Source organism: Streptomyces sp. R28, from assembly GCF_041052385.1.
Lineage (GTDB): Bacteria > Actinomycetota > Actinomycetes > Streptomycetales > Streptomycetaceae > Streptomyces.
Genome location: NZ_CP163439.1, coordinates 9,567,581 through 9,590,385 on the forward strand (window position 1 = coordinate 9,567,581; position 22,805 = coordinate 9,590,385).

General features: G+C 70.9%; 18 protein-coding genes, 1 tRNA gene and 2 pseudogenes. 12 read left to right on the plus strand and 9 right to left on the minus strand.

What is annotated here, in order from left to right; translation table 11 throughout:
• The first annotated feature begins 23 nt into the window (after window positions 1-23).
• Complete coding sequence (locus AB5J49_RS42015) at window positions 24-1,382, plus strand: MFS transporter (protein ID WP_369175440.1); 1,359 nt, start codon at window positions 24-26, stop codon at window positions 1,380-1,382.
• Window positions 1,383-1,526: 144 nt separating this feature from the next.
• Window positions 1,527-1,934, plus strand: a complete 408-nt coding sequence (locus tag AB5J49_RS42020; RefSeq protein WP_369174132.1) for a hypothetical protein — start codon at window positions 1,527-1,529, stop codon at window positions 1,932-1,934.
• 41 nt (window positions 1,935-1,975) lie between these two features.
• Here AB5J49_RS42020 and AB5J49_RS42025 read toward each other — a convergent pair whose 3' ends face one another.
• The gene (locus tag AB5J49_RS42025) at window positions 1,976-2,917 is read right to left on the minus strand and encodes an alpha/beta hydrolase (protein WP_369174133.1); all 942 of its coding nucleotides are present in this window, start codon (window positions 2,915-2,917) and stop codon (window positions 1,976-1,978) included.
• A 184-nt stretch (window positions 2,918-3,101) separates the two neighbouring features.
• On the opposite strand from AB5J49_RS42025, the gene AB5J49_RS42030 reads away from it, so the two are divergent.
• Window positions 3,102-3,175 (plus strand) — tRNA-Pro (locus tag AB5J49_RS42030).
• Between the two features lie 57 nt (window positions 3,176-3,232).
• On the opposite strand, the gene AB5J49_RS42035 is transcribed toward AB5J49_RS42030, so the two are convergent.
• Together AB5J49_RS42035 and AB5J49_RS42040 are read right to left on the minus strand one after the other, a co-directional pair.
• Window positions 3,233-4,927 (minus strand): ATP-binding cassette domain-containing protein, encoded by a 1,695-nt coding sequence (locus AB5J49_RS42035; protein ID WP_369174134.1) that lies wholly within the window; start codon window positions 4,925-4,927, stop codon window positions 3,233-3,235.
• Window positions 4,924-5,718 (minus strand): DUF1611 domain-containing protein, encoded by a 795-nt coding sequence (locus tag AB5J49_RS42040; protein ID WP_369174135.1) that lies wholly within the window; start codon window positions 5,716-5,718, stop codon window positions 4,924-4,926. The genes AB5J49_RS42035 and AB5J49_RS42040 overlap by 4 nt, the downstream gene beginning before the upstream one ends.
• A gap of 686 nt (window positions 5,719-6,404) precedes the next feature.
• Between AB5J49_RS42040 and AB5J49_RS42045 the strand changes: the two genes are divergently transcribed.
• Both AB5J49_RS42045 and AB5J49_RS42050 read left to right on the plus strand, forming a co-directional pair.
• Entirely contained in the window at window positions 6,405-8,468 is a 2,064-nt protein-coding gene (locus AB5J49_RS42045) for a serine/threonine-protein kinase (RefSeq protein ID WP_369174136.1), read from the plus strand.
• Between the two features lie 137 nt (window positions 8,469-8,605).
• A pseudogene (locus AB5J49_RS42050) lies at window positions 8,606-8,872 on the plus strand (FHA domain-containing protein); the annotation flags it as partial.
• Window positions 8,873-9,245: 373 nt separating this feature from the next.
• Here the strand turns inward: AB5J49_RS42050 and AB5J49_RS42055 are convergent.
• Window positions 9,246-10,070, minus strand: a pseudogene (locus AB5J49_RS42055) (serine/threonine-protein kinase); the annotation flags it as partial.
• Window positions 10,071-10,349: 279 nt separating this feature from the next.
• On the opposite strand from AB5J49_RS42055, the gene AB5J49_RS42060 reads away from it, so the two are divergent.
• Both AB5J49_RS42060 and AB5J49_RS42065 read left to right on the plus strand, forming a co-directional pair.
• Window positions 10,350-11,132 carry a polysaccharide lyase family 7 protein gene (locus tag AB5J49_RS42060; RefSeq protein WP_369174137.1) on the plus strand — a complete coding sequence of 261 codons (783 nt, stop codon included), beginning with the start codon at window positions 10,350-10,352 and terminating at the stop codon, window positions 11,130-11,132.
• A 102-nt stretch (window positions 11,133-11,234) separates the two neighbouring features.
• Window positions 11,235-11,546, plus strand: a complete 312-nt coding sequence (locus tag AB5J49_RS42065) for a hypothetical protein (protein ID WP_369174138.1) — start codon at window positions 11,235-11,237, stop codon at window positions 11,544-11,546.
• Window positions 11,547-11,552: 6 nt separating this feature from the next.
• On the opposite strand, the gene AB5J49_RS42070 is transcribed toward AB5J49_RS42065, so the two are convergent.
• The 5 genes from AB5J49_RS42070 to AB5J49_RS42090 all read right to left on the minus strand — a co-directional run bounded on the left by AB5J49_RS42070 (window position 11,553) and on the right by AB5J49_RS42090 (window position 17,863).
• On the minus strand, window positions 11,553-12,515 hold the full coding sequence (locus tag AB5J49_RS42070) for an ABC transporter permease (protein WP_369174139.1): 963 nt from the start codon (window positions 12,513-12,515) through the stop codon (window positions 11,553-11,555).
• Window positions 12,502-13,308, minus strand: a complete 807-nt coding sequence (locus AB5J49_RS42075) for an ABC transporter ATP-binding protein (RefSeq protein WP_369174140.1) — start codon at window positions 13,306-13,308, stop codon at window positions 12,502-12,504. The genes AB5J49_RS42070 and AB5J49_RS42075 overlap by 14 nt, the downstream gene beginning before the upstream one ends.
• Window positions 13,309-13,347: 39 nt before the next feature.
• Entirely contained in the window at window positions 13,348-14,454 is a 1,107-nt protein-coding gene (locus AB5J49_RS42080) for an ABC transporter substrate-binding protein (RefSeq protein WP_369174141.1), read from the minus strand.
• Window positions 14,455-14,837: 383 nt separating this feature from the next.
• The gene (locus AB5J49_RS42085) at window positions 14,838-16,805 is read right to left on the minus strand and encodes an FAD/NAD(P)-binding protein (RefSeq protein WP_369174142.1); all 1,968 of its coding nucleotides are present in this window, start codon (window positions 16,803-16,805) and stop codon (window positions 14,838-14,840) included.
• Window positions 16,802-17,863, minus strand: a complete 1,062-nt coding sequence (locus AB5J49_RS42090; RefSeq protein WP_369174143.1) for an amino acid ABC transporter permease — start codon at window positions 17,861-17,863, stop codon at window positions 16,802-16,804. Before AB5J49_RS42090 ends, AB5J49_RS42085 begins: the two co-directional genes overlap by 4 nt.
• A 599-nt stretch (window positions 17,864-18,462) precedes the next feature.
• Between AB5J49_RS42090 and AB5J49_RS42095 the strand changes: the two genes are divergently transcribed.
• Genes AB5J49_RS42095 through AB5J49_RS42115 form a run of 5 tightly spaced genes read left to right on the plus strand, consistent with a single transcriptional unit; the run spans window position 18,463 to window position 22,752 of the window.
• Window positions 18,463-19,590 (plus strand): LLM class flavin-dependent oxidoreductase, encoded by a 1,128-nt coding sequence (locus AB5J49_RS42095; RefSeq protein WP_369174144.1) that lies wholly within the window; start codon window positions 18,463-18,465, stop codon window positions 19,588-19,590.
• Window positions 19,587-20,102: a GNAT family N-acetyltransferase gene (locus AB5J49_RS42100; RefSeq protein ID WP_369174145.1), complete on the plus strand. Its 516-nt coding sequence runs from the start codon at window positions 19,587-19,589 to the stop codon at window positions 20,100-20,102. The genes AB5J49_RS42095 and AB5J49_RS42100 overlap by 4 nt, the downstream gene beginning before the upstream one ends.
• Entirely contained in the window at window positions 20,099-21,055 is a 957-nt protein-coding gene (locus tag AB5J49_RS42105; RefSeq protein ID WP_369174146.1) for an ABC transporter substrate-binding protein, read from the plus strand. Before AB5J49_RS42100 ends, AB5J49_RS42105 begins: the two co-directional genes overlap by 4 nt.
• Before the next feature lie 3 nt (window positions 21,056-21,058).
• Window positions 21,059-21,991 carry an amino acid ABC transporter permease gene (locus tag AB5J49_RS42110; protein WP_369174147.1) on the plus strand — a complete coding sequence of 311 codons (933 nt, stop codon included), beginning with the start codon at window positions 21,059-21,061 and terminating at the stop codon, window positions 21,989-21,991.
• Window positions 21,988-22,752: an amino acid ABC transporter ATP-binding protein gene (locus AB5J49_RS42115; RefSeq protein WP_369174148.1), complete on the plus strand. Its 765-nt coding sequence runs from the start codon at window positions 21,988-21,990 to the stop codon at window positions 22,750-22,752. The genes AB5J49_RS42110 and AB5J49_RS42115 overlap by 4 nt, the downstream gene beginning before the upstream one ends.
• The last annotated feature ends 53 nt before the right edge of the window (window positions 22,753-22,805 follow it).

The following is a 22,805-nucleotide window of genomic DNA, read 5'->3' on the forward strand; positions in this document are numbered from 1 at the left end:
TCTTGGGATCGGCTCCTTAGCGTCTGGCGCACAGACGCACGAGAGGAAAACAAGGATGTCCTCCCCCCTCCCCGACCGCTCGCGTCGGCAGACTGGCCGTACTCGCCGTCGGCCTGTGCTGGCTGGCCGTCCTCTTCGACGGCCTGGACATGTTCATCTACGGCTCGGTGCTGCCCCACATGCTGGCGGAAAAGGCCCTCGGCCTGACCCCCGACCAGGCGGGTGACCTGGGCAGTTACGCCACCTTCGGCATGCTGGTCGGCGCCCTGACCGCGGGGACGGTCGCCGACCGGATCGGCCGCAAGAAGCTGATGGTCGCCTGCGTCGCGCTCTTCTCCCTGGCCTGTGGGCTGTGCGCGACGGCGGGCAGCGTCGATGTGTTCGGTCTCGGCCGCACGCTCGCCGGCCTCGGCCTCGGCGGTCTGCTGCCCACCGCGATCAGCATGGTCTCCGACTTCGCCCCGCGCGGCCGCGGCGCCCTCACCATCGGCATGCTGATGACCGCCCACCACACGGGCGGCATCCTCTCCGCCTACGTCGCCCTGTGGGTCGTCGAACCCCTCGGTTGGCGGGCCGCGTTCTGGTTCTGCGTGCTTCCGCTGCTCTTCGTGCCGGTCCTGGCCAGGTTCCTGCCCGAGTCGTTGAGCTTCCTGGTCGCCAGGGGCCGCGGCGAGGAGGGCGGCGAGCTGGCCCGGCGCTACGAGGTCGAGCTGCCCGCCGCCCCGGCCGGCAAGCAGGCCGCCGCCGACCGCCGGCACTCCCTGGCCAACCTCTTCCGGGGTGGCGAGTGGACCCAGACCCTGCTGTACTGGCTGGCCTCCTTCGGCGGTCTGCTCCTCGTCTGCGGCGTCGCCACCTGGCTGCTCACCCTGATGCGCGGCGAGGGTTACAACCTCGGCTCGGCGCTGACCTTCGTGCTCCTGTTCAACCTCGGCGGCATCGTCGGCATGCTGGTCGCCGGACGCGCCTCCGACCGGTTCGGCGCCCCGCGGATCTCGGCGATCTGGTTCGCGCTGACCGCCGCCGGAGTCTTCCTGCTCAGCGTCCACATGCCGCTGGCGCTCACCTTCACGGTGGTGTTCCTGACCGGGGTGTTCCTGAACAGCGCCCAGACCATGATCTACGCGACGGTCTCGATCCGCTCCCGCCCCGAGAACCGTGCCACCGCCGTCGGCTGGACCTCCGGCATGGGCCGCTTCGGCGCCGTCTTCGGACCGTGGCTCGGCGGCCAGTTGCTCGCCGCGAACCAGGGCGAGTGGGGCTTCACCGCGTTCGCCCTCGCGGGACTGTCGTCCATGGTCTTCATCGGCATCGCCGCACTGCGCGGCTCCAGGCGGGCGGCTCGCACCGGCAGCGAGCAGGAGCTGATCGGCGCGCACTGATTGGCGTCCGTCATATGTACTGATGAGCCGAACTGGGATATACGACTGTCTCGCGTATTGTTGCGTCATATGCCCGCTGTGACGCAGGGTGGCCTTCGGTGCGTGCGGGGCGGATGAGTTGAACTGTTAAGGGGGAACGGGGACATGACGGGACTTCTCGCGGTGGTGGCGGTCGTCGGGTACATGGCCACCGCCGGCCTGCCGTGGTGGGTGGTGGTGGCCGTGGCCCTGCTGATGGCGGGGTTCGCCGCGGGGAGGTCCGGGAGCCCGGGCAAGGGTGCCAAAAGCCCTGCGCCGCCCGGGAGTTGGGGCAGGGGTTCCAGGAGCCCGGCGGAGCCTGGGAGTTGGGACAAGGGCGCCAGGAACACTGTGGCGACCGGGGGTTGGGGCAGGGACGCCAGTGGCATGGCGGCGCCCGGGAGTTCGAGCGAGGGTGCCAGGTTCGCTACGACGCCCGGCGCTGTGGGTGAGCCCGTCCATACCTCGACCGAGGCGTGGTCAAGCGCCACGCCGGTCGCGGTGAACGTGGGTGCCGCATGCCCGGAAGAGTGACCGGGGGCGCGCGGCCGTCAACGGCAGGGTGACCCGAGCCCTCAGCCGGTGCGGCTTCCGGTGGCCTCCCGCACATGCCGGGCGATCATCGCGTAGACCTCCCGCGCCTTCTGGTCGTCCGTCCCGTCATACGCGTGATCGGCCCCGGCCACGTCGTGGTGCTCGACCAGCGCACCCGCCCCCCGCAGCCGCTCGGCATAGCGCTCGCCCTCGGCCCGGAGCAGGTCGTACTCGGCGGTGATCACCAGGGCCGGGGCGATGCCCTTCAGGTCCGCGGTGTCCGACGGATGCGCCGGGGACACGAGCCGGTCGTCGCGCCGCCGGGCGTCCGGGACGTACGACGTGTCGAAGACGTCGGCCATCCAGGGCCGCAGCATCGGCTTGGCGATGGCGGCGCGCTTGTCCCTGGAGCCGGTCGCCAGGTCGAGCGGGGGATAGTGCAGCACCTGCAGCGCGATCGAGGGCCCGCCCTCTTCAAGCGCCTGCCGCGCCACGGCCGCCGCCAGCCCGCCGCCGGCGCTCTGTCCGCCCACGGTGAGCCGCTCACCGTCCCAGCCCTCCTCGGCGCCGTGCTCCGCGACCCACCGCACGACCTCGTACGCCTGCCGGGGTGGCGCCGGGAACGGATGCTGCGGGGCGACGACGTAGTCCACGTTGATCACGACCGCCCCCGCCTCGGCGGCGAGGACGCGGCACAGCGGGTCGTCCAGCTCGGTCAGTGTCATCACATAGCCGCCGCCGTGGAAGTTGACGTGCACCGGGGGAGCGGGCTCGGCGTTCGCGGGCAGATACACGGTGGCCCGGGCGGGCGCGATCGATGTGGGAATCGTCAACTCGCGTACCTTGCGCGGGTATTCGGGGAACCGCGCGTGCGAGGCAGCGGAGGATCCCTGGCCGCCGGAACGGCGGTCCGCCAGCACGGTCACACGTTGCATCGCCTTGGCGACAAGGGCGGCCACCGCGGGCCGGGCCAGGAGGGACATGGGGCTCCGATCGGTCGCGGCCTGTGGGGCGACCCGGTGAAGGACGGTTCTATTGAGTTAGGCAATTATAGGTAACAGCAATTATAGGTCAAGAGGTCGGACCGGAGGGGAGCGGGGCGGGGTCGGGGCGTGGATGGGGTAGGGTTGACCTGCATGATCACGCGGTTCGCCGCGCGACATGGGCCGGGACGTGGCGCAGCTTGGTAGCGCACTTGACTGGGGGTCAAGGGGTCGCAGGTTCAAATCCTGTCGTCCCGACTTTTACGAAGTCGCAGGTCAGAGGCCGTTTCGGAGTAATCCGGGACGGCCCTTCGGTCATTCTGGGAGCCCGCTGGTCTGCCGCACCGGCTCATGGACCGTCAGCCTGCCGTCGTCGATTCGCCAGAGCACATTGGCGCGTGCGGCGAGCTTCGGCTCGTCGGTGACGAAGATGACGGTGCCCGGATACCGCTCCAGCAGACGTTCCATCAGGTCGGAACCGAGCGCTTCTTCTGATCTGACCTCGTCCAGCAGCAGAACCCGGGGTCCGCTGCGCAGCGCTCGTACCATCGCCACCTGGTAGCGCACGGCCATGGAAAGGCCGTGGCCGTTTTCGCCCACCCGTGTGCGCAGACCGTCGGGCAGCAGGTCGGCCAGGGCCTCGATGTGCTCCTTGTCCGCCCACTCGGTGGCGTCCGGCGGTTCGCCGTACCGCAGGTTCTGGGCGACGCTGCCGCGCAGCAACGGCAGTTCGGGGCTGGTCAGCCTGATCATCCGCCGTACCGATTCCGGGTCGTGCCGGGCGAGGTCCTGGCCGTCGAGCAGTACCGCGCCGGCGTCCGGCTCCTGCAGGCGCACGATGAGGCGAAGCAGCAGGGACTTTCCCGCGCTCGGAGGTCCCTGCAGCACGATCCGCTGACCGGGCAACGCGACGGCCGACGCCTCCAGGACACCGTCCACCCGCAGCCCCTTGAGTTCCAGCAGCCCGGGGCCGTGCGCGAGCGGCTCGGCTCCGCGCAGTCTGGCCAGCGGCGCCGGTGCCGCGAGGACCTCGGCGATGCGCCGCCGCGCGACGCGTGACTGCTGCCAGTGCTCCTGCACGCGGACCAGTGACGACAGCGGACCGCCGAGGAAGTTCGCCACCGTCAGCAGCGAGGCGAGGGCCTCCCAGGTGGTGCCCGCCACCAGGCCCACCGTGACCACGATCAGCAGGATCCCGATGCCGCACGCCTCGGCCGTCGCCGACATCGCTCCGGTGAGACGGGCTTGGCGCACCATGGCCCGGCCGTACTCACGGCTGCGTCGCCGCATGACCAGCCGCTCCTGCTCGACCCGTCCGAGGGACTGCATGACGGCCGTGTGAGTGACCCGTTCGTTGACGAAGGCGGCGAGCCTGCCGTTGTTCCGTCTGGTCTCGCGTACGCGTTCGCGCAGCCGCCGCCCGAACAGGGCGACGGCGGCCGCGGCGAGGAGGGTCAGCGCCGCCGAGAGCGCACCGATGCCCGGCGCGATCACAGTCAGCACGGCGAGGGCGCACGCCACGAACACCCCGTCCACCAGAATCGGTGCCACACCCTTGCTGATCCACAGCCGCAGGGCGGAGGCATCACCGGTGAAGCGGAGCACGGTCACGCCGACCGTACGCCGGAACGGCCCCCCCGCCTCGCTTCCGGCGACATGGTCGAAGAGCCGCATTCTGATGCTGTGTACGTAGCTCTGGGCCAGCCGTTCGGCGAGCGGTTCGCCCGCCGCCTTGAGCAGTACGGTCGCGCAGGCCGACGTCGCGAGTCCGACGGCCAGCGTGGTGGGCGCGTAACCGGCGACATACGTGTAGATGGCGCTGCGGTCGTGGCCGGACGTGATCTCCCGGCCGTGCGTGATGCGGTAGGCAGCGCCATGCGCCAGGAGGGCGAACGCGACCACACAGACCGCCTGCCCGAAACCCGCGAACACCAAAAGGAGCATCAGCCGGCGCCGCGCACCGCCCAGCGTGTGCGGCATCCGGACGCGCTGCCGTCCCGCCGTGGTCACGCCACTGTTTCGGCCGTCAGGGGACCGCTGTACTCCGTCAGCCGACTGCGCTCCTGCGGCAGTCCGCCGTGGTCCGCCAGTCGGCCGACGTCGTCCGACAGCCCGCTGCCGTCTCCTACGACGCCCCTGCCCGGGACGCCGCCCGCGAGCACCTGATCGGCGAGGGCCGGGGCGGACAGGGCAGACGTCGCGTACACCGGGACGTCCACGCCGGCCACCGCTTCGGCCGTGGCCAGCGGAGATGCCGTCAGCACGCCGCTCAGAGCCACGACGGGAAGTCCCTCGTCACGCAGCATCCGTACCCCCGCCACCGCGCTGACCGAGTCACCGGCCGCGAACACGATGCCGTCCACGCCGGCGCGGAATTCCGGCGTCCGCATCAGCGCCGCCGTCTCCCGTTGCAGGAGCCCGTCCGCGACCTCCAGCACGATGGCGTCTGCCTGGTGACTCGTCAGATCCGTGATCGCGCTGCGCAGGATGCGGATCACCTGCGGCATCGGCAGCTGGTAGGTGGTGGGGAAACCCAGGTCGGTGAAGTCGATGACCCGCGCCGCGCCCGCGTCGGCCATCAGCGTCGGGTCCCCGGGAGCACCGGTGCCGGTCACCTTTGCCGCGCCGACCCGGCGGCCGGCCAGGCTGAGGCCGCGGATGAGGGCGGCCGCCACGGTCGTCTTGCCCGAGTTCATCGTTGTGCCGAGTACGGCGATGGTGCGCGGGCGCGCGGCGAGGACCGGCACCACGGGCCGGGCCAGGCGGGCGAGGTTGATGACTTCGCCGTGCTCGTCGGTCACCAGGCCCAAAGGCTCCACTCGGGTGGGGGATTTCATCCTGGAGTGGGAGGACACGACCCGCCCCGCTATCCCGCCTCCGGCGACCAGATCACAGGGCCCGAGGTCGCCGGGTACCTCCGCCTCGAATTGATCCGGGGCGTAGCGCGCACCATAGGCGACTACGACCGAGTCGCCGACGAACAGCCGATTCCGCTTTCCGTGTACCTGCCCGAGGAATCTGTGCTGGCCGATTTCGGTCACCCGGCACAGCACCAGATCGCCCGCCCGTGGAGGCCCACCCTCCACACTCAGCCCCAGTGTTCTGGTGCTTCCGTAGCCCAGCTCCACAAGGCGGCGAGCGGTATAGGAAACCTTCGCCACCTCATTGCCGGAGGAATTGAACCGCACGCTCTGCATGGCTTTCTCCTTACCCCTTCGTCCCGCGGAGCACCAGCATCCGCCGCGCTCGCAGAGTGCGCACTCCGACCACCGTCATCTGCGGCCATACGAACTCCTTTTGGCCGAGTCCGAGGAGGTGGCCGCATCCCGGCCGTTGGCCGTGCGGTGAGTGGCGGCCGTGACCGTGACTTCGTGGGCGGACGCGGTTCGGGAGGGCTCCCGGGTGGGGTGAGTGAGCATGGGGCGGCGGCGCCGGGAGCGGGTTTTCGAGGGCCGGTTGGTAAGCGCGGCCGAATGAGGGGGCGTTGATGGTGCGGGAGGGACGGGTCATCGCCGGGCGGTACCGGCTGCGGCAGCGGCTGGGTTCCGGTGGCGGGGGAGACGTCTGGCTGGCCGACGACGAGGAGCTCCGGGTCCAGGTCGCAGTCAAGGAGATCGACGTACCGGAGACGGCTGAGGGAGGCGGCGGTGATCCCGCGGGCCGGGGGCGCAAGGAGGCACTGAAGGCGGCGCAGCTGCGCGATCACCCGAACGTCATCACGGTGTACGACGTGGTGGAGGACGACGACCGCCCGTGGATCGTGATGGAGTACCTGCCGGGCACGCGGGACCTGCGTGCCGTGGTGACGGAGCGCGGTTCGCCGGCGAGCGACGAGGTGGCCAGGATCGGGGCGGCCGCACTCGACGCCCTCGGTGCCGGGCACCGGCTCGGCATCATCCACCGGGACGTGAAGCCCTCCAACATCCTGCTGGCGCCGGACCATTCCGGCACCGCCGATCGCCGGGTCCTGCTCACGGACTACGGCATCTCGCTGTGGCCCCGCGAGACCCGGGTCACTCAGAGCGGCATGGTGGTCGGCACCCCGGGTTTCCTGGCGCCGGAGCGGCTGTCCGGCGGCGAGGCGACACCCGCGACCGACCTGTTCTCGCTCGGCGTCACTCTCTACTTCGCGGTCGAGGGCACCTCCCCGTTCGAACGGGACACGCTCGACGCCTCCCTCATGGCGGCGCTGACCACGGAACCCGACGTGCCGCAGCGGGCGAGTGAACCGCTCAGCCGCGTGATCATGGGGCTGCTGGCCAAGGATCCGACGGAACGTACGCAGGCGGCACAGGCGCGCGAACTGCTCGCCGAGGCCACGGAAATCGGGCCAGGGCCCCGCAGCCGCAGTGCGCGTCTGCCCTCGCTTCCCGTAGCCGGCGGGGCGTCGGCCGGATCGGGGGCGGGGGCAGGCACGGGCGTGGGGGACGGCTCGGTGAGCGGCGGGTCCGGGTCGGGGCAGTCCCGAGGGCCCAGCGAGTCAGGGGGCTCGCGGCCGGGACGGTCCTCGGGCTCCGGGGCCACCGGCTCCGGGTCCGCCACCGGCTTGGGTGACGTCGGGACCGCAACGGAGTCCACCCACTCCGCGCCCTCCTGGAAGGAGCGCCTCAGCGGGCGAGTGAACCGCCGACGCGCCTCGGGCGCTGAACGCCGGGCGGTGTCCGGTCGGCGAACGCCCCTGTTGCTGGCGCTCGCCGTCCTGCCGGCCGTGGGCGGTGGGTTCGCGCTGGGCGCCGCCACGTATCACGACGAGCGGGACGGGACGAAGGGCCCGCAGGTCAGCGTCGAGGTGGCCGCCGTTCCCTCCCCGACCGTGACGCGCAGCGCGTACCCGTACGGCAGGCAGGTGGGGCTGCGCACGGGGCTCACGCCGGGGCAGTGCGTCGACGCCGACTGGAAGGCCGGGGAGTTCAAGGGGCGGCCAGGGGTGAGGACCGTCGACTGCTACGACGGCGACCCCGAGGGCCAGGTCATCGCGACCGTCCCCGCCGACGCGGCCGACGGCGCCGTGTCCGCGTCCGGCGCGGCGGCGGTACGGGGCGAGTGCGCCCGCCGCACCGCGCAGCTGCGCAGGACCATGGCCGACCCGGTGCTGTACGTCCTCACACCCGAGACGGGACAGAGCGAGCCGCCGGCCTCGGCCTGCCTGCTCTTCCTCAAGCACGCCACCCTGGGTGGCCCGCTCGGCGACTTCCGCAAGCCCGGCGACGAGGTGTACATCACTCAGCTGGGCCCGGGTGACTGCATCGACGTCGAGGAGGACGAGGACGGCTCGTACACCAAGACCCTGGTGGGCTGCGACAAGCCGCACGACGAGCAGTTGGTCGGCTGGACCCGGGCCTCGGGCGACGGCTCGGCGGACAGCGTCGACACCGGAGAACTCTGCCAGGACACGTACGGCGTCAACTGGGCCCGTGGCCGGGGGCACGAGATATGGGGCTGGTCCTCCTCGGACGAGGAGTGGGACGCCGGGTTCCGCCAGGTGCTGTGCAGCGTGGGCCGGGAGGACGGCGGGAAACTTCCCGGAGGAGCGCTGAAGTCCGCGTACTGATTCCGCGAAGCCCTCACCTCGTACGGGAGGGGTCCCGCGGCGAGGTCCGACACTGGTCAGTACGTCGGGGCCCGCAGAGAAGCTGTCGAACCGAGAAGCCGCTGAACCGAGAAGCTCACGAACCGAGGAGACCAGCGATGCCCCTCTCCACCAGCCTCGCGCGTGGTGTCGCGCCCACCACGCCCGGGACGCTGCACGCCCGTACGGTCACCGGTGAGCTCAGCGCACCGCCCTGCCAGGGGCTGACGGTTCGCTTCGGGCGCGGCGAGAAGCCGGACGTGGACCTGGGGGTCGGCGTGGACGACCTGCGGGTGAGCCGACGGCACGGCGAGCTGACGTACCGTCAAGGACTGTGGTGGCTGCGCAACACCGGGCAGCAGCTGGTCCGGCTGCCCCGCGGCCGGGTACCCGCTGCTGCACGTCGAAGTTCCCGTAGTCCACGTCCACGTGGACGTCGTCGCCGAACTGGTCGAGCGCGGTGGGGGCGGCCAGCTCGCACACGTCGGCCGTGTGCGGATCGCCGATCAGTGCCTGCGGTTGGCCGTCGGAGGCGTTCTCCTCCGCTTGGCCCTGGCTCCGGCCGGGCTCGGGGCCGGCCTTCCCGTCGACGCCGTGGTCGGGGAGGACGACGAGTCCCAGGGCCAGTAGGGCGCTGATGCCGAGAGCGGCCGCGATCACTGGCAGCCGCCGGCGTCGGCGCCCGGTGACGGTGGTGGCTGTGTCCCCCGAGGTTTCCGGCTCGGATCGGGCGACTTCCATCAGCAGCCGCCTGACCTCGGCGGCGTCGGGGCGTTGCCGGGGGTCGCGTTGCAGCATGGCCGTGAGGACGGGGTACAGCGGCCCCACGGCGGCGGCGTCCAGCTCGACGACACCCTGCTCGGCCTTCCAGTACCTCAGCCGCTCGGCTTCCTCGCCGTCGTCCTCCGTCCCGGCGGGAGCGGCGTCCACCGGAGAGGCGTCACCGCGCGGCGGGGCACCGGTGACCAGCGCGTGCAGGGTGGCGGCCAGGCAGAACACGTCGGAGGCCGGAAGGGGGACATTGCCCCGGGCCAGCTCGGGGGCGGCGTAGTCGGGGGTGAAGCTGAACGGGCCGTTGACGGTGATGGTCTCGGTGCCGCCGACCCGGTAGGCGGCACCGAAGTCCAGTAACTTCGCGGCCCCGTGACGGGTGACGCCGATGTTGGCGGGCTTGACGTCACAGTGGACGACGCCCGCTTCGTGCAGGGCGGCCAGCGCGTCGGCGAGCTGGGCACCGATGCGGGCCGCCCGCGCGGGAGAGACCGTCGGCTGCCGGTCCAGGCCGCCGCCGGGCACGTACTCCATGACGAACCAATAGGTCTGCGGCCCGGCGCCGTCCTGCCGCACGGTCACGACGTCGAACAGGGTCACCACGTGGGGATGGTCGCGGAACTTGGCCATGGCACGCGGTTCGCCCAGCAGCCCCCGCACCGCGGTCTCGCCCTCGCCCTCCGTCCGCTCCGGCTTCAGCGCGACGTCCTGGCCCACCACCCTGTCGTGGGCCAGCCACACGTCACCGCCGCGCCCCGCGCCGATGACCTCCCTGAGGACATAGCGGTCGGCGAACTCGTCCCCGGAACGCACGGATCTTTCCCCTCGGTCGAGTCCGGAACGCGCACGGCCCAAGGCGTGCGCACGGATCGAACCTACTGCGCACGGCAGGCGGTACGCAGTGTCTACCCAGAGCCTTCATCAGTCGCACGCATGCGTAGTAGCGACGGGTTCGCGGATGGGAGGGGGAGGGGGAGTTCCCTCGCAGATTGCGGGAGGCGTGCCTCGCGGAGTCCGGGAGGGGTCCCGTCAGCGGCGCCTACCGTACGCGTCGCCCCGAACCGGGCGCCCCCGACAGAGAGGAAACCCTCCATGCCAAGCACCCGGACCCTCGTGCTGGCCGGCATCACCGCCGCTGTCTCGACCGCCACGCTCACGCTGTCCGCCCACGCAGGCGCCCCGGCGCCGCACGGGCAGGCGGCCCCCCGGTGCGCGTACCCCGCCGACGTCCTCGACCTGACCAACTGGAAGCTGACGCTGCCCAGCGGAGAGGACGAGGATCCCACCGAGATCACCCAACCCGAGCTGGCGACCTTCTCCGCCGACCCCTGGTTCCGGGCCGATGCCGGCTGCCACGCGGTCGGCTTCCGGGCCGCCGTCAACGGCGTGACGACGGGAGGCTCCAGCTATCCGCGCGCCGAACTGCGGGAGATGACCGACGGCGGCGAGGACGAAGCCGCCTGGTCCACCACGGACGGCACCCACACCCTGGTGGTCAGGGAGGCGTTCACGGCACTGCCCGCCGAACGGCCGTGGCTGGTCGGCGCGCAGGTCCACGGCGGGGACGACGACGTCACCGTCTTCCGCCTCGAAGGCAGCAGCCTCTACGTCACCGACGGCGACGACCGCCACCACCACCTCGTCACCGACGACTACGAGCTGGGCACCGAGTTCGAGGCCAGGTTCGTGGCGAAGGACGGGGAGATCGACGCGTACTACAACGGCCGGCTGCAGGCCACGATCTCCCACGAGGGCGACACCAACTACTTCAAGGCCGGGGCCTACACGCAGGCCAACTGCGACAACTCCGAACCGTGCGCCGACGACAACTACGGCGAGGTCCGCATCTCCCGCATCAAGGTCACCCACTCCTGACCGGCGCAAGGCATGCGGACCGTGCCGGTTTCCGGGAGGGGGCCCGGGAGGTGCCAGGGGACACGGCTGGCCCACGGGCAGCGGATCAACTCGGCGCTGGTCGTGGACCGCAGGCTGGGGGAGGGCGCCTTCGCCGAGGTGTGCCCGAGGTGTGCCGGGTACGCCGCCAGATCCTCGGCTGGTGGCCAGACCGCCATCGTGCCCGGCGCTCCGCGCAGCGGCGGCTCCGTCCTCTCCCCCTGGCGTGCCCTCATCGCCGCCCGGGAGCTGAGCGCCGCCGGCGGCATGCCCCTCACCGCCTTCACCACGGCCAGCGTGGATCAGCGCGACGCGCCGTACGCGAGTGCCGCGAAGGACCGGACGGTCACGGGGGTGATCACGCCCGGGCGGGCGATCCGGTCGCTCAGCGAGTGACCTCGGTCAGGGGGTGGCCAGCAACCCCCGCCCGCGCAGCACCCGCCGCTCCAGCGGGCTGAAGATCAGCAGCTCGATGGCGATGCCGACGAGCAGGATCAGGAAGATGCCCAGGAACACCTGCGACATGCTGCTGTTGTTGCGGCCGTTCTCCAGCAACTGGCCCAGGCCCACGCCCAGATCGGGGTGGGAGGCGATGATCTCGGCGGCCATCAGCGAGCGCCAGGAGAAGGCCCAGCCCTGCTTCAGGCCCGCCAGATAGCCGGGCAGCGCGGCCGGCATCACGATGTGCCGGGCTTCGCGCAGCCCGGTCGCGCCCAGGGTCCGCCCGGCGCGCAGGAACAGCGGGGGGATCTGGTCGATGCCCGCGACGAGGCCGTTGGCGATGGAGGGGACCGCGCCGAGCAGGATGACGGCGTACATCATCGAGTTGTTCAGGCCGAGCCAGAGCACGGCGGGTGCCACCCAGGCCACCGACGGCAGGGACTGCAGGCCGGACAGGATGGGGCCGATGGCCGCGCGGACGAACCTCACCCGGGCGACCAGCAAACCGAGCGGCGTGCCGATGGCGAGCGCCATGAGGAAGCCGAGCAGACCGCGTGAGACGGACGTCCAGATGTAGTCGAGGAGGGTTCCCTGGAGCCAGGATTTGCGGACCTCGCCCCATACGTCGGACGGTGAGGGCAGCTTGAACTCGGGCGCGACCTCGGCCCACACCAGCAGCTGCCAGACCACCAGCACCAGCGCGATCGCGGTGACGGGCGGCAGCACCTTGCGGATGAGGGTCTCGCGCAGCGGCGTACGCCCGACCTGCACCGCGTCCAGTGCGTCGAGTCCGGCCCCCAGTCCCGCGAGATCGTTCGGGTCCCGCGGCTCCCCGGCCGCCGTGGAGCCGTCCTTCTCGACGCCGACCTTGCCGTCGACCTTGACGTCGACCTCGGTGTCGACGCCGTTGTCAGTGCTGGCCATGGCGGCGGATCTCCCCACGCAGTTCTTCGGTGATCTCGACGGACAGCTCGGCGACCGCGCTGTCCTCGATGCGGCGCGGCTGCGGAATGTCGACCGTCCACTCCCGGGCGATGCGGCCCGGGCGGGAGGACAGCAGCACGACGCGCTGGGCGAGGCGCACCGCCTCACGCACGTTGTGCGTGACGAAGAGGACCGACAGCCCTGTCTCCCGCCAGATACGGGTCAGTTCGTCGTGCAGTACGTCACGGGTGATGGCGTCGAGCGCGGCGAACGGCTCGTCCATCAGCAGCAGTCGGGTGTCCTGGGCCAGGGCACGGGCCAGCGCGACGCGCTGGCGCATACCGCCCGACAGCTCGTGCACCCGCTTGCCGTACGCGCCCTGCAGCCGTACGAGTTCGAGCAGCCGTTCCGCCTCGGGCCGGCGCTCCGCCTTCGCGACCCCGCGCAGCTTCAGCGCGAGCTCGATGTTCTTGCCCGCGGTCAGCCACGGGAACAGGGCGTGCTCCTGGAACATCAGGGCGGGCCGGCCGTCCGTGCCGATCGAGCCGGCGGACGGCCGGTCCAGCCCCGCGACCAGGTTGAGCAGCGTGGACTTGCCGCAGCCGGAGGCTCCCAGGAGGGTGACGAACTCGCCGGGTGCGACATCGAGCGTGATGTCGTCCAGCACGAGCTGTTGCCCGCCGCGTGTGCCCGGCACCGGGAAGGACTTCGAGACGTGCTCGATACGGGCGGCGTACGTCACCGCCGCGGCGTCCTCGGCGACCTCGGTGGTCGTGGCCGTCGCAGTGGCCATGGTCGTCACCTCCTGGGAACTCATCGGATGCGGTGGTCCTTACTTGACGCCGAGACCGGCGTCGTCGACCTCGTCCTTGCCGTCGGCCTTGAGGACCTTGTTGAGCGGCGCGAGGTCGTAGATGCCCTTCAGGTCGGGCTTCTCCAGCAGACCGGCCTTCACCGCGTGCTGCGCCTCGGTGTCGAGGGTGGCGGCCAGCGGGTCGTCCAGGAAGGTGATCGACTTCCAGGCCGGGTCGATGACCTCGGCGGGCAGGGCCTTGCCGGAGAGCTCCTCCAGGGCCTTGTTCGCGGAGGCCTTGGCCTTCTCCGGGTTGGCGTTGATCCACGCGTTGGTCTTCACCGAACCGCGCAGCACGGCCTCGACGACGTCCGGGTGCTTCTTCAGGAAGTCCTGCCGGACGACGATGTTCGTGATCACGAACTTCTTGTCCGGCCACAGGTCGCCCTCGTCGAGGAGTACCTTGCCGCCCTCGGCGACCAGCTTGGACGCGGTCGGCTCGGGCACCCAGGCACCGTCGATCGAGCCGGACTTGTAGGCGTCCGGCGTGATCTTGTTGTCGGTGCGGACGACGGAGACGTCACCCTTGCCGCTCTGCGCGTCGACCTTCCAGCCCTGCTCGGAGATCCAGTTGAGCAGTGCGACGTCCTGGGTGTTGCCGAGCTGCGGCGTGGCGATGTTCTTGCCCTTGACGTCCTTCAGGGACTTGATCTTGTCCGGGTTGACGACGAGCTTCACGCCACCGGAGGCGGAACCGCTGATGATGCGCAGGTTCTTGCCGGCCGCCTTGGTGTAGCCGTTGATGGCGGGCGAGGGGCCGATCCAGCCGATGTCGAGGTCGCCGGAGTTCAGCGCCTCGATCTCCGAGGGCCCGGCGTTGAACGTCGAGGGCTTGATCGTGGTGCCGCCGAGCTCCTTCTGGAGCAGTCCCTCCTGGATGCCCACCAGAGCGGTGGCGTGCGTCAGGTTCGGGAAGTAGCCGATGTTCACTTCGTCGACGGAGAGCTTCTTGCCGTCCGCCGCGACCTGGGTCTGCTTGTTGCTGTCGGTGGACTCGGCGCCGTAGCCGCAGGCGGTCAGCAGCAGAGGAAGCGCCGTGATGACGGCGAGGGTACGCAGAGCGGTGAGCGGTCTTGCGGCAGACACAGAGGTGTCCTCTCAGGCGTGGTTGATCAGGGAGGTACGGCAAGAGGTACGGCACGGGTTACGGCAAGGCAGGGGGTTCGGCGCCGAGGCCGAGGGGCCTGCTGGAGCGCACCGGCACGCCACACGCCGGCCGTCCGGGCGGGACGGTGGGGAGCGCGGCGGCGGCGTGGGGGTGCGGCCGGTACTGCGGACGGTCTCAGACGGCGCGACAGATGGCGCTGGACGTACGGCCGAAGTCGATGTGGCGCCGCGAGGTCAGGAGGGGGAGCAAAAGGTCTGTGTGGTCGCGCATGCGCATGCCACCCCACCCCCGCAGATTCCTAGTTTTCCTACCTGGTTGATGGGGATCGTGGCAGAAGTCGGCGCCCACACCAAGAGGATGTTCACATGATGGACTCGGTCATCTCGTCTTCTGAGATGGGCGCCTCGGAGCCGAGGGCGCGCAGCAGTGCGCGGGCCACCGCGTCGTTCTGGCGGAAGGCCGGGGCGTTGGTACGAGGGCGGGCAAAAGCGGCGACGGCCCGGCTGTTGGTGGGGGCGCCGAGGGCGATGCGGCGGGGGTGCGTGTCGCGGAGGGACGCGTCGATGACGTGGGCGTTTGCGGGGGAGACGGCGAGCAGACCGGAGCGGTGGGTGTGGGTGGCGTCGGCGATGACCTCCTCGGTGAGGGCGCCGGCCCGGTGCAGGTGGCGCAGGAGGGGGTCATCGGTGCGGTCGAGGGAGGGGCCCGGAAGGTACGCCTCGATCAGGGCGGTCGCGTGGACAGTGTGGCCGGGGACGGTGGGGCTGGTCGCGGTGAAGGTACCGGTGGTCTCGTCGGTGCCGATCCGGACACCGGCGCCCGCGAAGTGGACGATCCCGGCCCGGGACAGGGCGAGGAGCTGCCGCAGCCGGAAGCCGGGCGGGCCGGAGGCCAGGAAGCTGAAGAAACCGTGCCACCAGCCGTCGAGCTGCTCGGCGACGGACCGTGCCGTCAGCCGCCCCGCGGCGAGAAGACGGGGCAGTTGCCCGTAGAGGGAGAGCAGGGCGAGGAACGCCCCGAGGTCGGCGCTGAACTCCGGGTCCTCGCGGCGGGCCACGTCCCGGGCGATGTGATCGCGCAGATGGTCCTGGAAGTCGTCCGGCGTGGCGAAGGCGAGCCCGTCCAGGGGATGGTCCAGGGCCTCGAAGTCCAGTCGGTCCCTCGGGTCGGGCACGGCCGTGGCGACGAGGGCGGCCGTCTCGTCGGCGTACCAGTCCAGACGGTCGTACGCGGCGACGAAGTCCGGCCAGGGAAGGGCGGTGCGCTCGGGGTGGGCGTGGAAGAGCTCGTGGTAGTGGGCGAAGCCGATCTCCTTGGCCATCAGCGGCCACACATCGCGCCGCAGGTCCAGCGGCCGGCCCTCGGCGAGCAGGGCGTCGACCGCTGCGGGGCCGAAGTGGCGCGGCAGCGGTGGCCGGGGGCCCTGGAGTCGGTAGCGGGTCTTGGAGTGGTACGGCACTCCCCGCCGGGATCCGACGTGGAGGACGGGTTCGCGGCCGGACGGGAGGTAGGCGAGGGTGCCGTCGGCCTCGGTGCGAAAGGTGCCGCCGCGGCCCTCGGTAAGCATGGCCATCAGGTCGATGAAGGCGAGTCCGAAGCCGCGCAGCACGACGTGTTCGCCGGGGCGCAGCGCGGACAGGTCGGCGTCGGCGGAGAACTCCGGCGGGAGGTGGAAGCGGCCGTGACGGCGGGCGAATGCGGCGTGGTCACGGTGCTCGGCGGCGGGGGCGGAACCGATGTGCCCCTGGGCGAGGACCACCAGGTCGGCGGTGAGCGCAGTGGCGCGGTCGGCCAGATGCACCTGCTGCGGGCCGTCCGGGGGGCCGGTGACGGCGGTCGCGGTGGTGCGGTGCCACTCGACGGTGACGCTGGGCGGCAGCTGGGCCAGCGCCCTGCGGAACACCCAGTCCAGGTACGCGCTCTGGGCACGTCGGGTGGGGAAGTCGCTCCCGGCGAGCGAGCGCAGTTCGGCGAGCACGTCCGGGTCGGCGGGCTCGGCATACGGGGTGTGGCGCGGACCCCGGCCGGAGAACTGGGCGGCCCACTCGGCGAGCGAGGGACCGGGCCGTACCGGGCCGTCGATGGTCGAGGACTCGTCGGTGAACATGGTGACGTCCTCGGCCATGGAGTTCATCCGCAGCAGTGCGGACTGTTCGTGCCGCCAGACCCGCCCCGGCCCTGGCGGGTGCGGGTCCACCAGGTGGATGCGCAACTCCCTTGCCCCGTCCCACAGTTCGGGCGCGTTGGCGGCGACGCGCTCCAGCAGTCCCGTGGCACGCGGTCCCGCGCCGACGACGACCAGGACGGCCGTGGAGGGGATGGCGTTCACCGGTCACCGCCGGTCGCCGGGCGGGCATCGGCGGCTGTGAGCGCGCTCAACCGGTGGCGTATGGACGTCAGTTGACCGCGCAGCCGTTGCAGCGGAGTGGGCGGCAGGGCGCGGGAGTCGCCGCGGGCGTAGTGTCGCTCGACGTAGAACTGGCCCGCGCTGAGCACCGTCGTGACCGCGATGTACCAGAGGGTGGCGACCATCAGCAGCGGGATGACCTGGTAGGTCTGGTTGTAGATCAGCTGCACCGAGTAGAGCAGGTCGTGCACGGCCAGCACGCTGACGATACTGGTGCCCTTGAGGGTGCCGATCAGCATGTTCCCGGCGGTGGGCACGATGGAGCGCATGGCCTGTGGGACGACGACCCGGCGCAGGGTACGGCGTCTGCTCAGACCGAGTGCCTGGGCGGCCTCGGTCTGCCCGGAGTCCACGGAGAGGATGCCGCCGCGCACGACCTCGGCGGCGTAGGCGGTCTCGTGCAGGGTCAGGCCGAGGACGGCGGTGAGGGTGGGGCCGAGCAGATTGACCGTCTTGACGGTGAGGAACTGCGGGCCGAACGGGATGCCGAGGCCGAGCGTCGGGTACAGGGCGCCGATGTTGAACCAGAACAGCAGCTGCACCAGCAGCGGCGTGGACCGGAAGATCCACACATAGCCCCAACTCAGTGTGCGCAGCACTGGGTTGGCGGACAGGCGCATCACCGCGAGCAAGGTCCCCAGCAGGAAGCCGAGAGCCATCACCACGGCGGTCAGCCACAGGGAGAGCAGCAGTCCGTCGAGCACGGCGGTGGTGGTGAAGTACCGGCCCACCACAGCCCATTGGAAGGCCTCGTTGCGGGCGACGGAGTTGAGCACCATCGCGAAGAGCAACAGCGCGACGGCGGCGGTCAGCCACCGGCCGGCGTGCCGACGCGGCACGATCCGCGGCAGGTCTGAGCGGGGGTCGGCGGGGCTTGCGGAGTCGGCGGAGGTGCCGGGTGTTTCCGGGCTCTTCGTGGACTTGGGTGTCTTCGGGGTCTTCGTGGCAGGTATGGGCGTGACATCGGACGGCGTGACCATGAGGAGGCTCTCCGGGGGAGGGAAGCGCGGGCGTGGGTGACCCTCGGGGGCACTCGCTGGGGAGTGCGGCCGGGGGCTCGGCGTCGTCACGCTCGCCGCGTCCCTCAACGCGGCCGGAGAGGCTGCCGCGCACTGCGGAGCCGATCCGCCGTCGATCGTATGTGCCCATGGCATCGATGTGTCAACAGCCCGCCAGGGAACGCCGGTCGGGGCGGTCCGGCATCCGGGCCCTGCTTGACGAGGAGCGCGATGTACTGCTCAATTGGTCGCATGAATGCCCAGCAGCGCTTGGTCTCGCGCGATCACATCGACTTCGGTCGGGTGTGGTCCGCGGCGTGTTGCGTCTGACTCGGCAGCGGGCCGTCTGACCGGCCCTTCCCTCCCTCGGTGACCCCGTCGCGGGCCGAGCTCCCTCTTCGCGCGCGCTGCCGCAGCACCGCCTTTTCGTCTTCGCCGACGCCCGGCGTCGTCACGCCCGTACCGAAACCGTCATTCGTCGCCTGACGGTCCATCACCCACGCCCGCATACAGGGCAGTTCAGTCATTCCTGCCTGCCTGCTTGCATGCCCGGGCGCCGCACTCCCCGAAAGGTCATTTCCATGCCCGTGGAGTTCCTCGGTATCGCCGCCACCAACGACGGCTCCGAAACCACGCCGCGCTCCGGTGCCGCGTTCGACAAGGAGTACACCCTCCGGCTCGCCCGGGCCCACGAGGACCACGGCTGGGACAGGGTGCTGTTCGCCTACGGCTCCGGATCGCCGGACCCCGCCCCGGCCGCCGCGTACATCGCGAGCCGGCTGGAACGCCTGCAGATCCTGCTCGCCCACCGGCCCAACGTCTCGTACCCCACCTTCGCCGCCAAGACGTTCGCCACCCTCGACCAGATCAGCGAGGGCCGGCTGACCGTGCACTTCATCACCGGCGGCAGCGACCACGAACAGGGGCGTGAGGGCGACACCCTCACCAAGGACGAGCGCTACGCCCGCACCCGCGAGTACATCCGGATCGTCAAGAAGATCTGGACCACCCACGAGCCCTTCGACCACGAGGGTGAGCACTACCGCTTCCACGACTTCGTCAGCGACGTCTTCCCGGTCCAACAGCCCCGCCCCGGCGTCTCGTTCGGCGGCTCGTCGGCGGCCGCGTACGCCGCCGGAGGTGCCGAGGCCGACATCTACTGCCTGTGGGGCGAGCCCCTGGCGAAGACCGCCGAGCAGATCGAGACCGTGAAGGCCGCCGCCAAGGCCGCCGGCCGCACCGACGTGCCGCGCATCCAGGTCGCCTTCCGCCCGATCATCGCGCCCACCGAGGAACTGGCCTGGGAGAAGGCCCACCGCACGGTCGGCGCCATCCGGGAGCGGCGAGAGGCGGGACTCGTACGGCACCACCGCAGCGGCACCCCGGAGAACGTCGGCTCGCAGCGGCTGATCGCCATCGCCGAGGCGGGGGAGCGCTACGACCGCGCCCTGTGGACCCCGACCGCCGCCGCGACCGGTGGCGCGGGCAACTCCAACGCCCTGGTCGGCACCCCGGAGACGGTCGCCCAGGCGCTGCTCGACTACTACGACCTCGGCGTCGACATCCTCTCCGCGCGCGGGTACGACCTGCTGGGCGACGCCATCGACTTCGGCCGGTACGTGATCCCGATCGTCCGCGAGGAGGTCGCCAAGCGCGACGCCGAGCGTGCGGCGCGTGGCACGCAGACCCTCGCGGCGGTGAACGGGTGACCTCCGCACCGGAGTTGACGGTCATTCAGGTGACCGTCTCCGACCCCCGGGTCGAGCCCCTGCTGCGCGAACTCGGCCACGAGTACTCGGCCCGTTATGGCAAGGACGCGCACGCCGAGATCTCCCGCTACCCGGACGAGGAGTTCACCGAACCGTACGGCGGTCTGCTCCTGTTGCTGCTGGAGCGCGGCGAGGCGGTCGCGGGCGGCGCCTTCCGGCGGTACGACGCGAACACGGCCGAGCTGAAGCGGATCTGGACGCACTCCGCGCACCGCAGACGCGGCCTCGCCCGGCGTGTCATCGCCGAGTTGGAGCGGGAGGCGGGCGCTCGCGGCTACCGGCGGATCCATCTGACCACCGGGCCACGCCAGCCCGAGGCCCGTGGCCTGTACCTGGCCACCGGCTACACACCCCTCTTCGACACCGAGGCCGACCCGGAGGCCATCGGCCCGCTGCCGTTCGAGAAGCACCTCGCAGTCAGGGAACGCACGGGAAAGGCCCCCGACCAGTGAACCTCCGCACCATCAGAACCCGACTGCGCGGCGCCGCCGCCCTCGCCCTGCTGCCCCTGCTCGCGCTGACCGCCTGCGGCTCCGGCGACACCGACGGCACGCTGCCCGTGGGCGCCCAGGGCTCTCCCGCGCCGACCGACGACCCGGTGGCCGCCGTACGCAAGGTGGACTCCGTCGCCGCCCTGCTGCCCGCCGACGTACGCAAGGCGGGCACGCTACGGGTCGGCAGTTCGATCGGGTTCCCGCCCGGGGCCTACTACCCGAACGGCACCGACAAGGCGCCCGCCGGCCAGGACATCGACCTCGCCGACGCGGTGGCCAAGGTGCTCGGCGTGAAGCTGGAGCGCCAGGACGCCTCCTTCGAGACGATCCTGCCCGCCCTCGGCAGCGGCAAGTACGACTTCGGCACCGGCAACTTCGGCGTCACCGGCGAGCGCCTGAAGACCATCGACTTCGTCACCTACATCAACGACGGCCAGGGTTTCGCCGTGAAGAAGGGCAACACCGCGCTCAAGGCGAAGGTCACCGACCTCACCCAGCTGTGCGGGCTGACCATCGGCACCGGCGCCGGAACCACCTTCGAGGCGACCCTCACCGCGCAGAAGGGCGTGTGCGCCGAGGCGGGCAGGAAGCCGTACGACGTGAAGGTCTACTCGGAGAACGCGGCGACGCTGACCGCGCTCCAGCAGGGCCGGATCGACGTGATCATGTCGACGATCAACGGCCTGCGCCACCAGGCGGCCAAGCCCGCGTCGCAGACCACGTTCCTGGGCGAGTTCCACCGCCTCGACGTCGGCTTCGCCTTCAAGAAGGCATCCCCGCTCACCAAGGCCTTCCAGGCGGCCGTCAACGAGCTGATCAAGGACGGTACCTACGTCCGGATCCTCGCCAAGTGGGGCACCTCCGCCTCCGCGATCGACGCGTCGCGGATCAACCCGCCCGAGCACAGGTGACCCATGAGCAGCGACACCATCACCGAACCGGTCAGGCAACTCGCCGAAGAACCAGCCGAGTTGAAGGTCGTACCCGCCCGCCACTACGCCCGCTGGTCCGCCGGCGTCGCCGTAGTCGTGCTGGTCGCCCAGTTCACGCACGGGCTGGCCACCAACCCCGTCTGGGAGTGGAACGTCTTCCGCGACTACGTCTTCTCCGAGACGATCGTCCAGGCGGTGTGGGTGACCCTCCAGCTCACCGCCTACGCCACCGTCCTCGGCTTCCTCCTCGGCACCGTGCTCGCCTTCATGCGGCTGTCGAGCAGCCCGGTGCTCTCGACCGTCGCCCGGACCTACATCTGGATCTTCCGGTCGATCCCGATGATCGTCCAGCTGGTGTTCTGGTTCAACCTCAGTGCGCTGTACGAGGAGTTGGGCGTCGGTATCCCCTTCGGCCCGGTGTTCTGGTCCGTCGACAGCAACGCCCTCATCGGCACCATCGGCGCCGCCGTCATCGGGCTGACCCTGCACCAGGCGGCGTACGCCGCGGAGATCGTCCGGGGCGGCGTCCTCTCCGTCGACCCCGGGCAGCTAGAGGCGGCCGCGGCGCTGGGCATCCCCCGGCTCCGGCAGATCCGCCGGATCGTCCTGCCGCAGGCCATGCGCGCCATCCTGCCCACGGCCGGCAACGAGATCATCGGCCTGCTCAAGGGCACCTCGGTGGTGTACGTGATGTCGATCGGTGAGCTCTTCTACCAGGTCCAGGTGATCTACGGCCGCAACGGCCGGGTGATCCCGCTGCTGCTGGTCGCCACCGCCTGGTACGTCGTCCTCACCTCCCTGCTGTCGGTCGCCCAGTACTACGTGGAGCGCCGCTATGCCCGCGGCGCCGACCGCACCCCGCCGCCCACCCCGCTCCAGCGCGCCCGGCGCTTCGTGACGAAGGAGAGCTCATGAGTGCCGTCATGGTCGACGTCCACGGCGTCCACAAGAGCTTCGGACCCCTGGAGGTGCTGCGCGGTGTCGACCTGTTGGTCCGCGCCGGCGAGGTCACCGTGATCCTCGGCCCGTCCGGCTCCGGGAAGTCCACGCTGCTGCGCACCATCAACCACCTGGAGAAGGTCGACCGCGGCTGGATCAGCATCGACGGCGAACTCATCGGCTACCGCCGCGCCGGGAACAAGCTGCACGAGCTGAAGGAGAAGGACGTTCTGAAGCAGCGGACCAGCATCGGGTTCGTCTTCCAGAACTTCAACCTCTTCCCGCATCTGACCGTCCTGGACAACCTCGTCGAGGCCCCCGTCTCCGCGCTGCGCCGACCGCGCAAGGAGGCGCAGGAGACGGCCCGCCGGCTCCTCGACCGGGTCGGGCTCGCCGACAAGGCCGACGCCTACCCGCGCCAGCTCTCCGGCGGCCAGCAGCAGCGCGTGGCCATCGCCCGCGCGCTCGCCCTCCAACCGAAGGTGCTGCTCTTCGACGAGCCCACGTCGGCGCTGGACCCGGAGCTCGTCGGTGAAGTCCTCGACGTCATCAAGGACTTGGCCGGCACCGGCACCACCATGATCGTCGTGACCCATGAGATCGGGTTCGCCCGCGAGGTCGCCGACACGGTGGTGTTCATGGACGCCGGAGTCGTCGTGGAGCAGGGTCCGCCCACGGCCGTCCTGGACAACCCGCAGCAGAAACGCACCCGCGCCTTCCTCTCCAAGGTCCTCTGACCGGCCCTCACCTCCGTTTCACGCCCTGTCGCACAGCCCTGTTCCGCACGCAA

Coding starts and splice junctions, on each gene's coding strand:
- AB5J49_RS42020 (WP_369174132.1), top strand. CDS start 1,527: ATGACGGGACTTCTCGCGGTGGTGGCGGTCGTCGGGTACATGGCCACC.
- AB5J49_RS42025 (WP_369174133.1), bottom strand. CDS start 2,917: ATGTCCCTCCTGGCCCGGCCCGCGGTGGCCGCCCTTGTCGCCAAGGCG.
- AB5J49_RS42045 (WP_369174136.1), top strand. CDS start 6,405: ATGGTGCGGGAGGGACGGGTCATCGCCGGGCGGTACCGGCTGCGGCAG.
- AB5J49_RS42060 (WP_369174137.1), top strand. CDS start 10,350: ATGCCAAGCACCCGGACCCTCGTGCTGGCCGGCATCACCGCCGCTGTC.
- AB5J49_RS42070 (WP_369174139.1), bottom strand. CDS start 12,515: ATGGCCAGCACTGACAACGGCGTCGACACCGAGGTCGACGTCAAGGTC.
- AB5J49_RS42075 (WP_369174140.1), bottom strand. CDS start 13,308: ATGGCCACTGCGACGGCCACGACCACCGAGGTCGCCGAGGACGCCGCG.
- AB5J49_RS42090 (WP_369174143.1), bottom strand. CDS start 17,863: ATGGTCACGCCGTCCGATGTCACGCCCATACCTGCCACGAAGACCCCG.
- AB5J49_RS42095 (WP_369174144.1), top strand. CDS start 18,463: ATGCCCGTGGAGTTCCTCGGTATCGCCGCCACCAACGACGGCTCCGAA.
- AB5J49_RS42110 (WP_369174147.1), top strand. CDS start 21,059: ATGAGCAGCGACACCATCACCGAACCGGTCAGGCAACTCGCCGAAGAA.
- AB5J49_RS42115 (WP_369174148.1), top strand. CDS start 21,988: ATGAGTGCCGTCATGGTCGACGTCCACGGCGTCCACAAGAGCTTCGGA.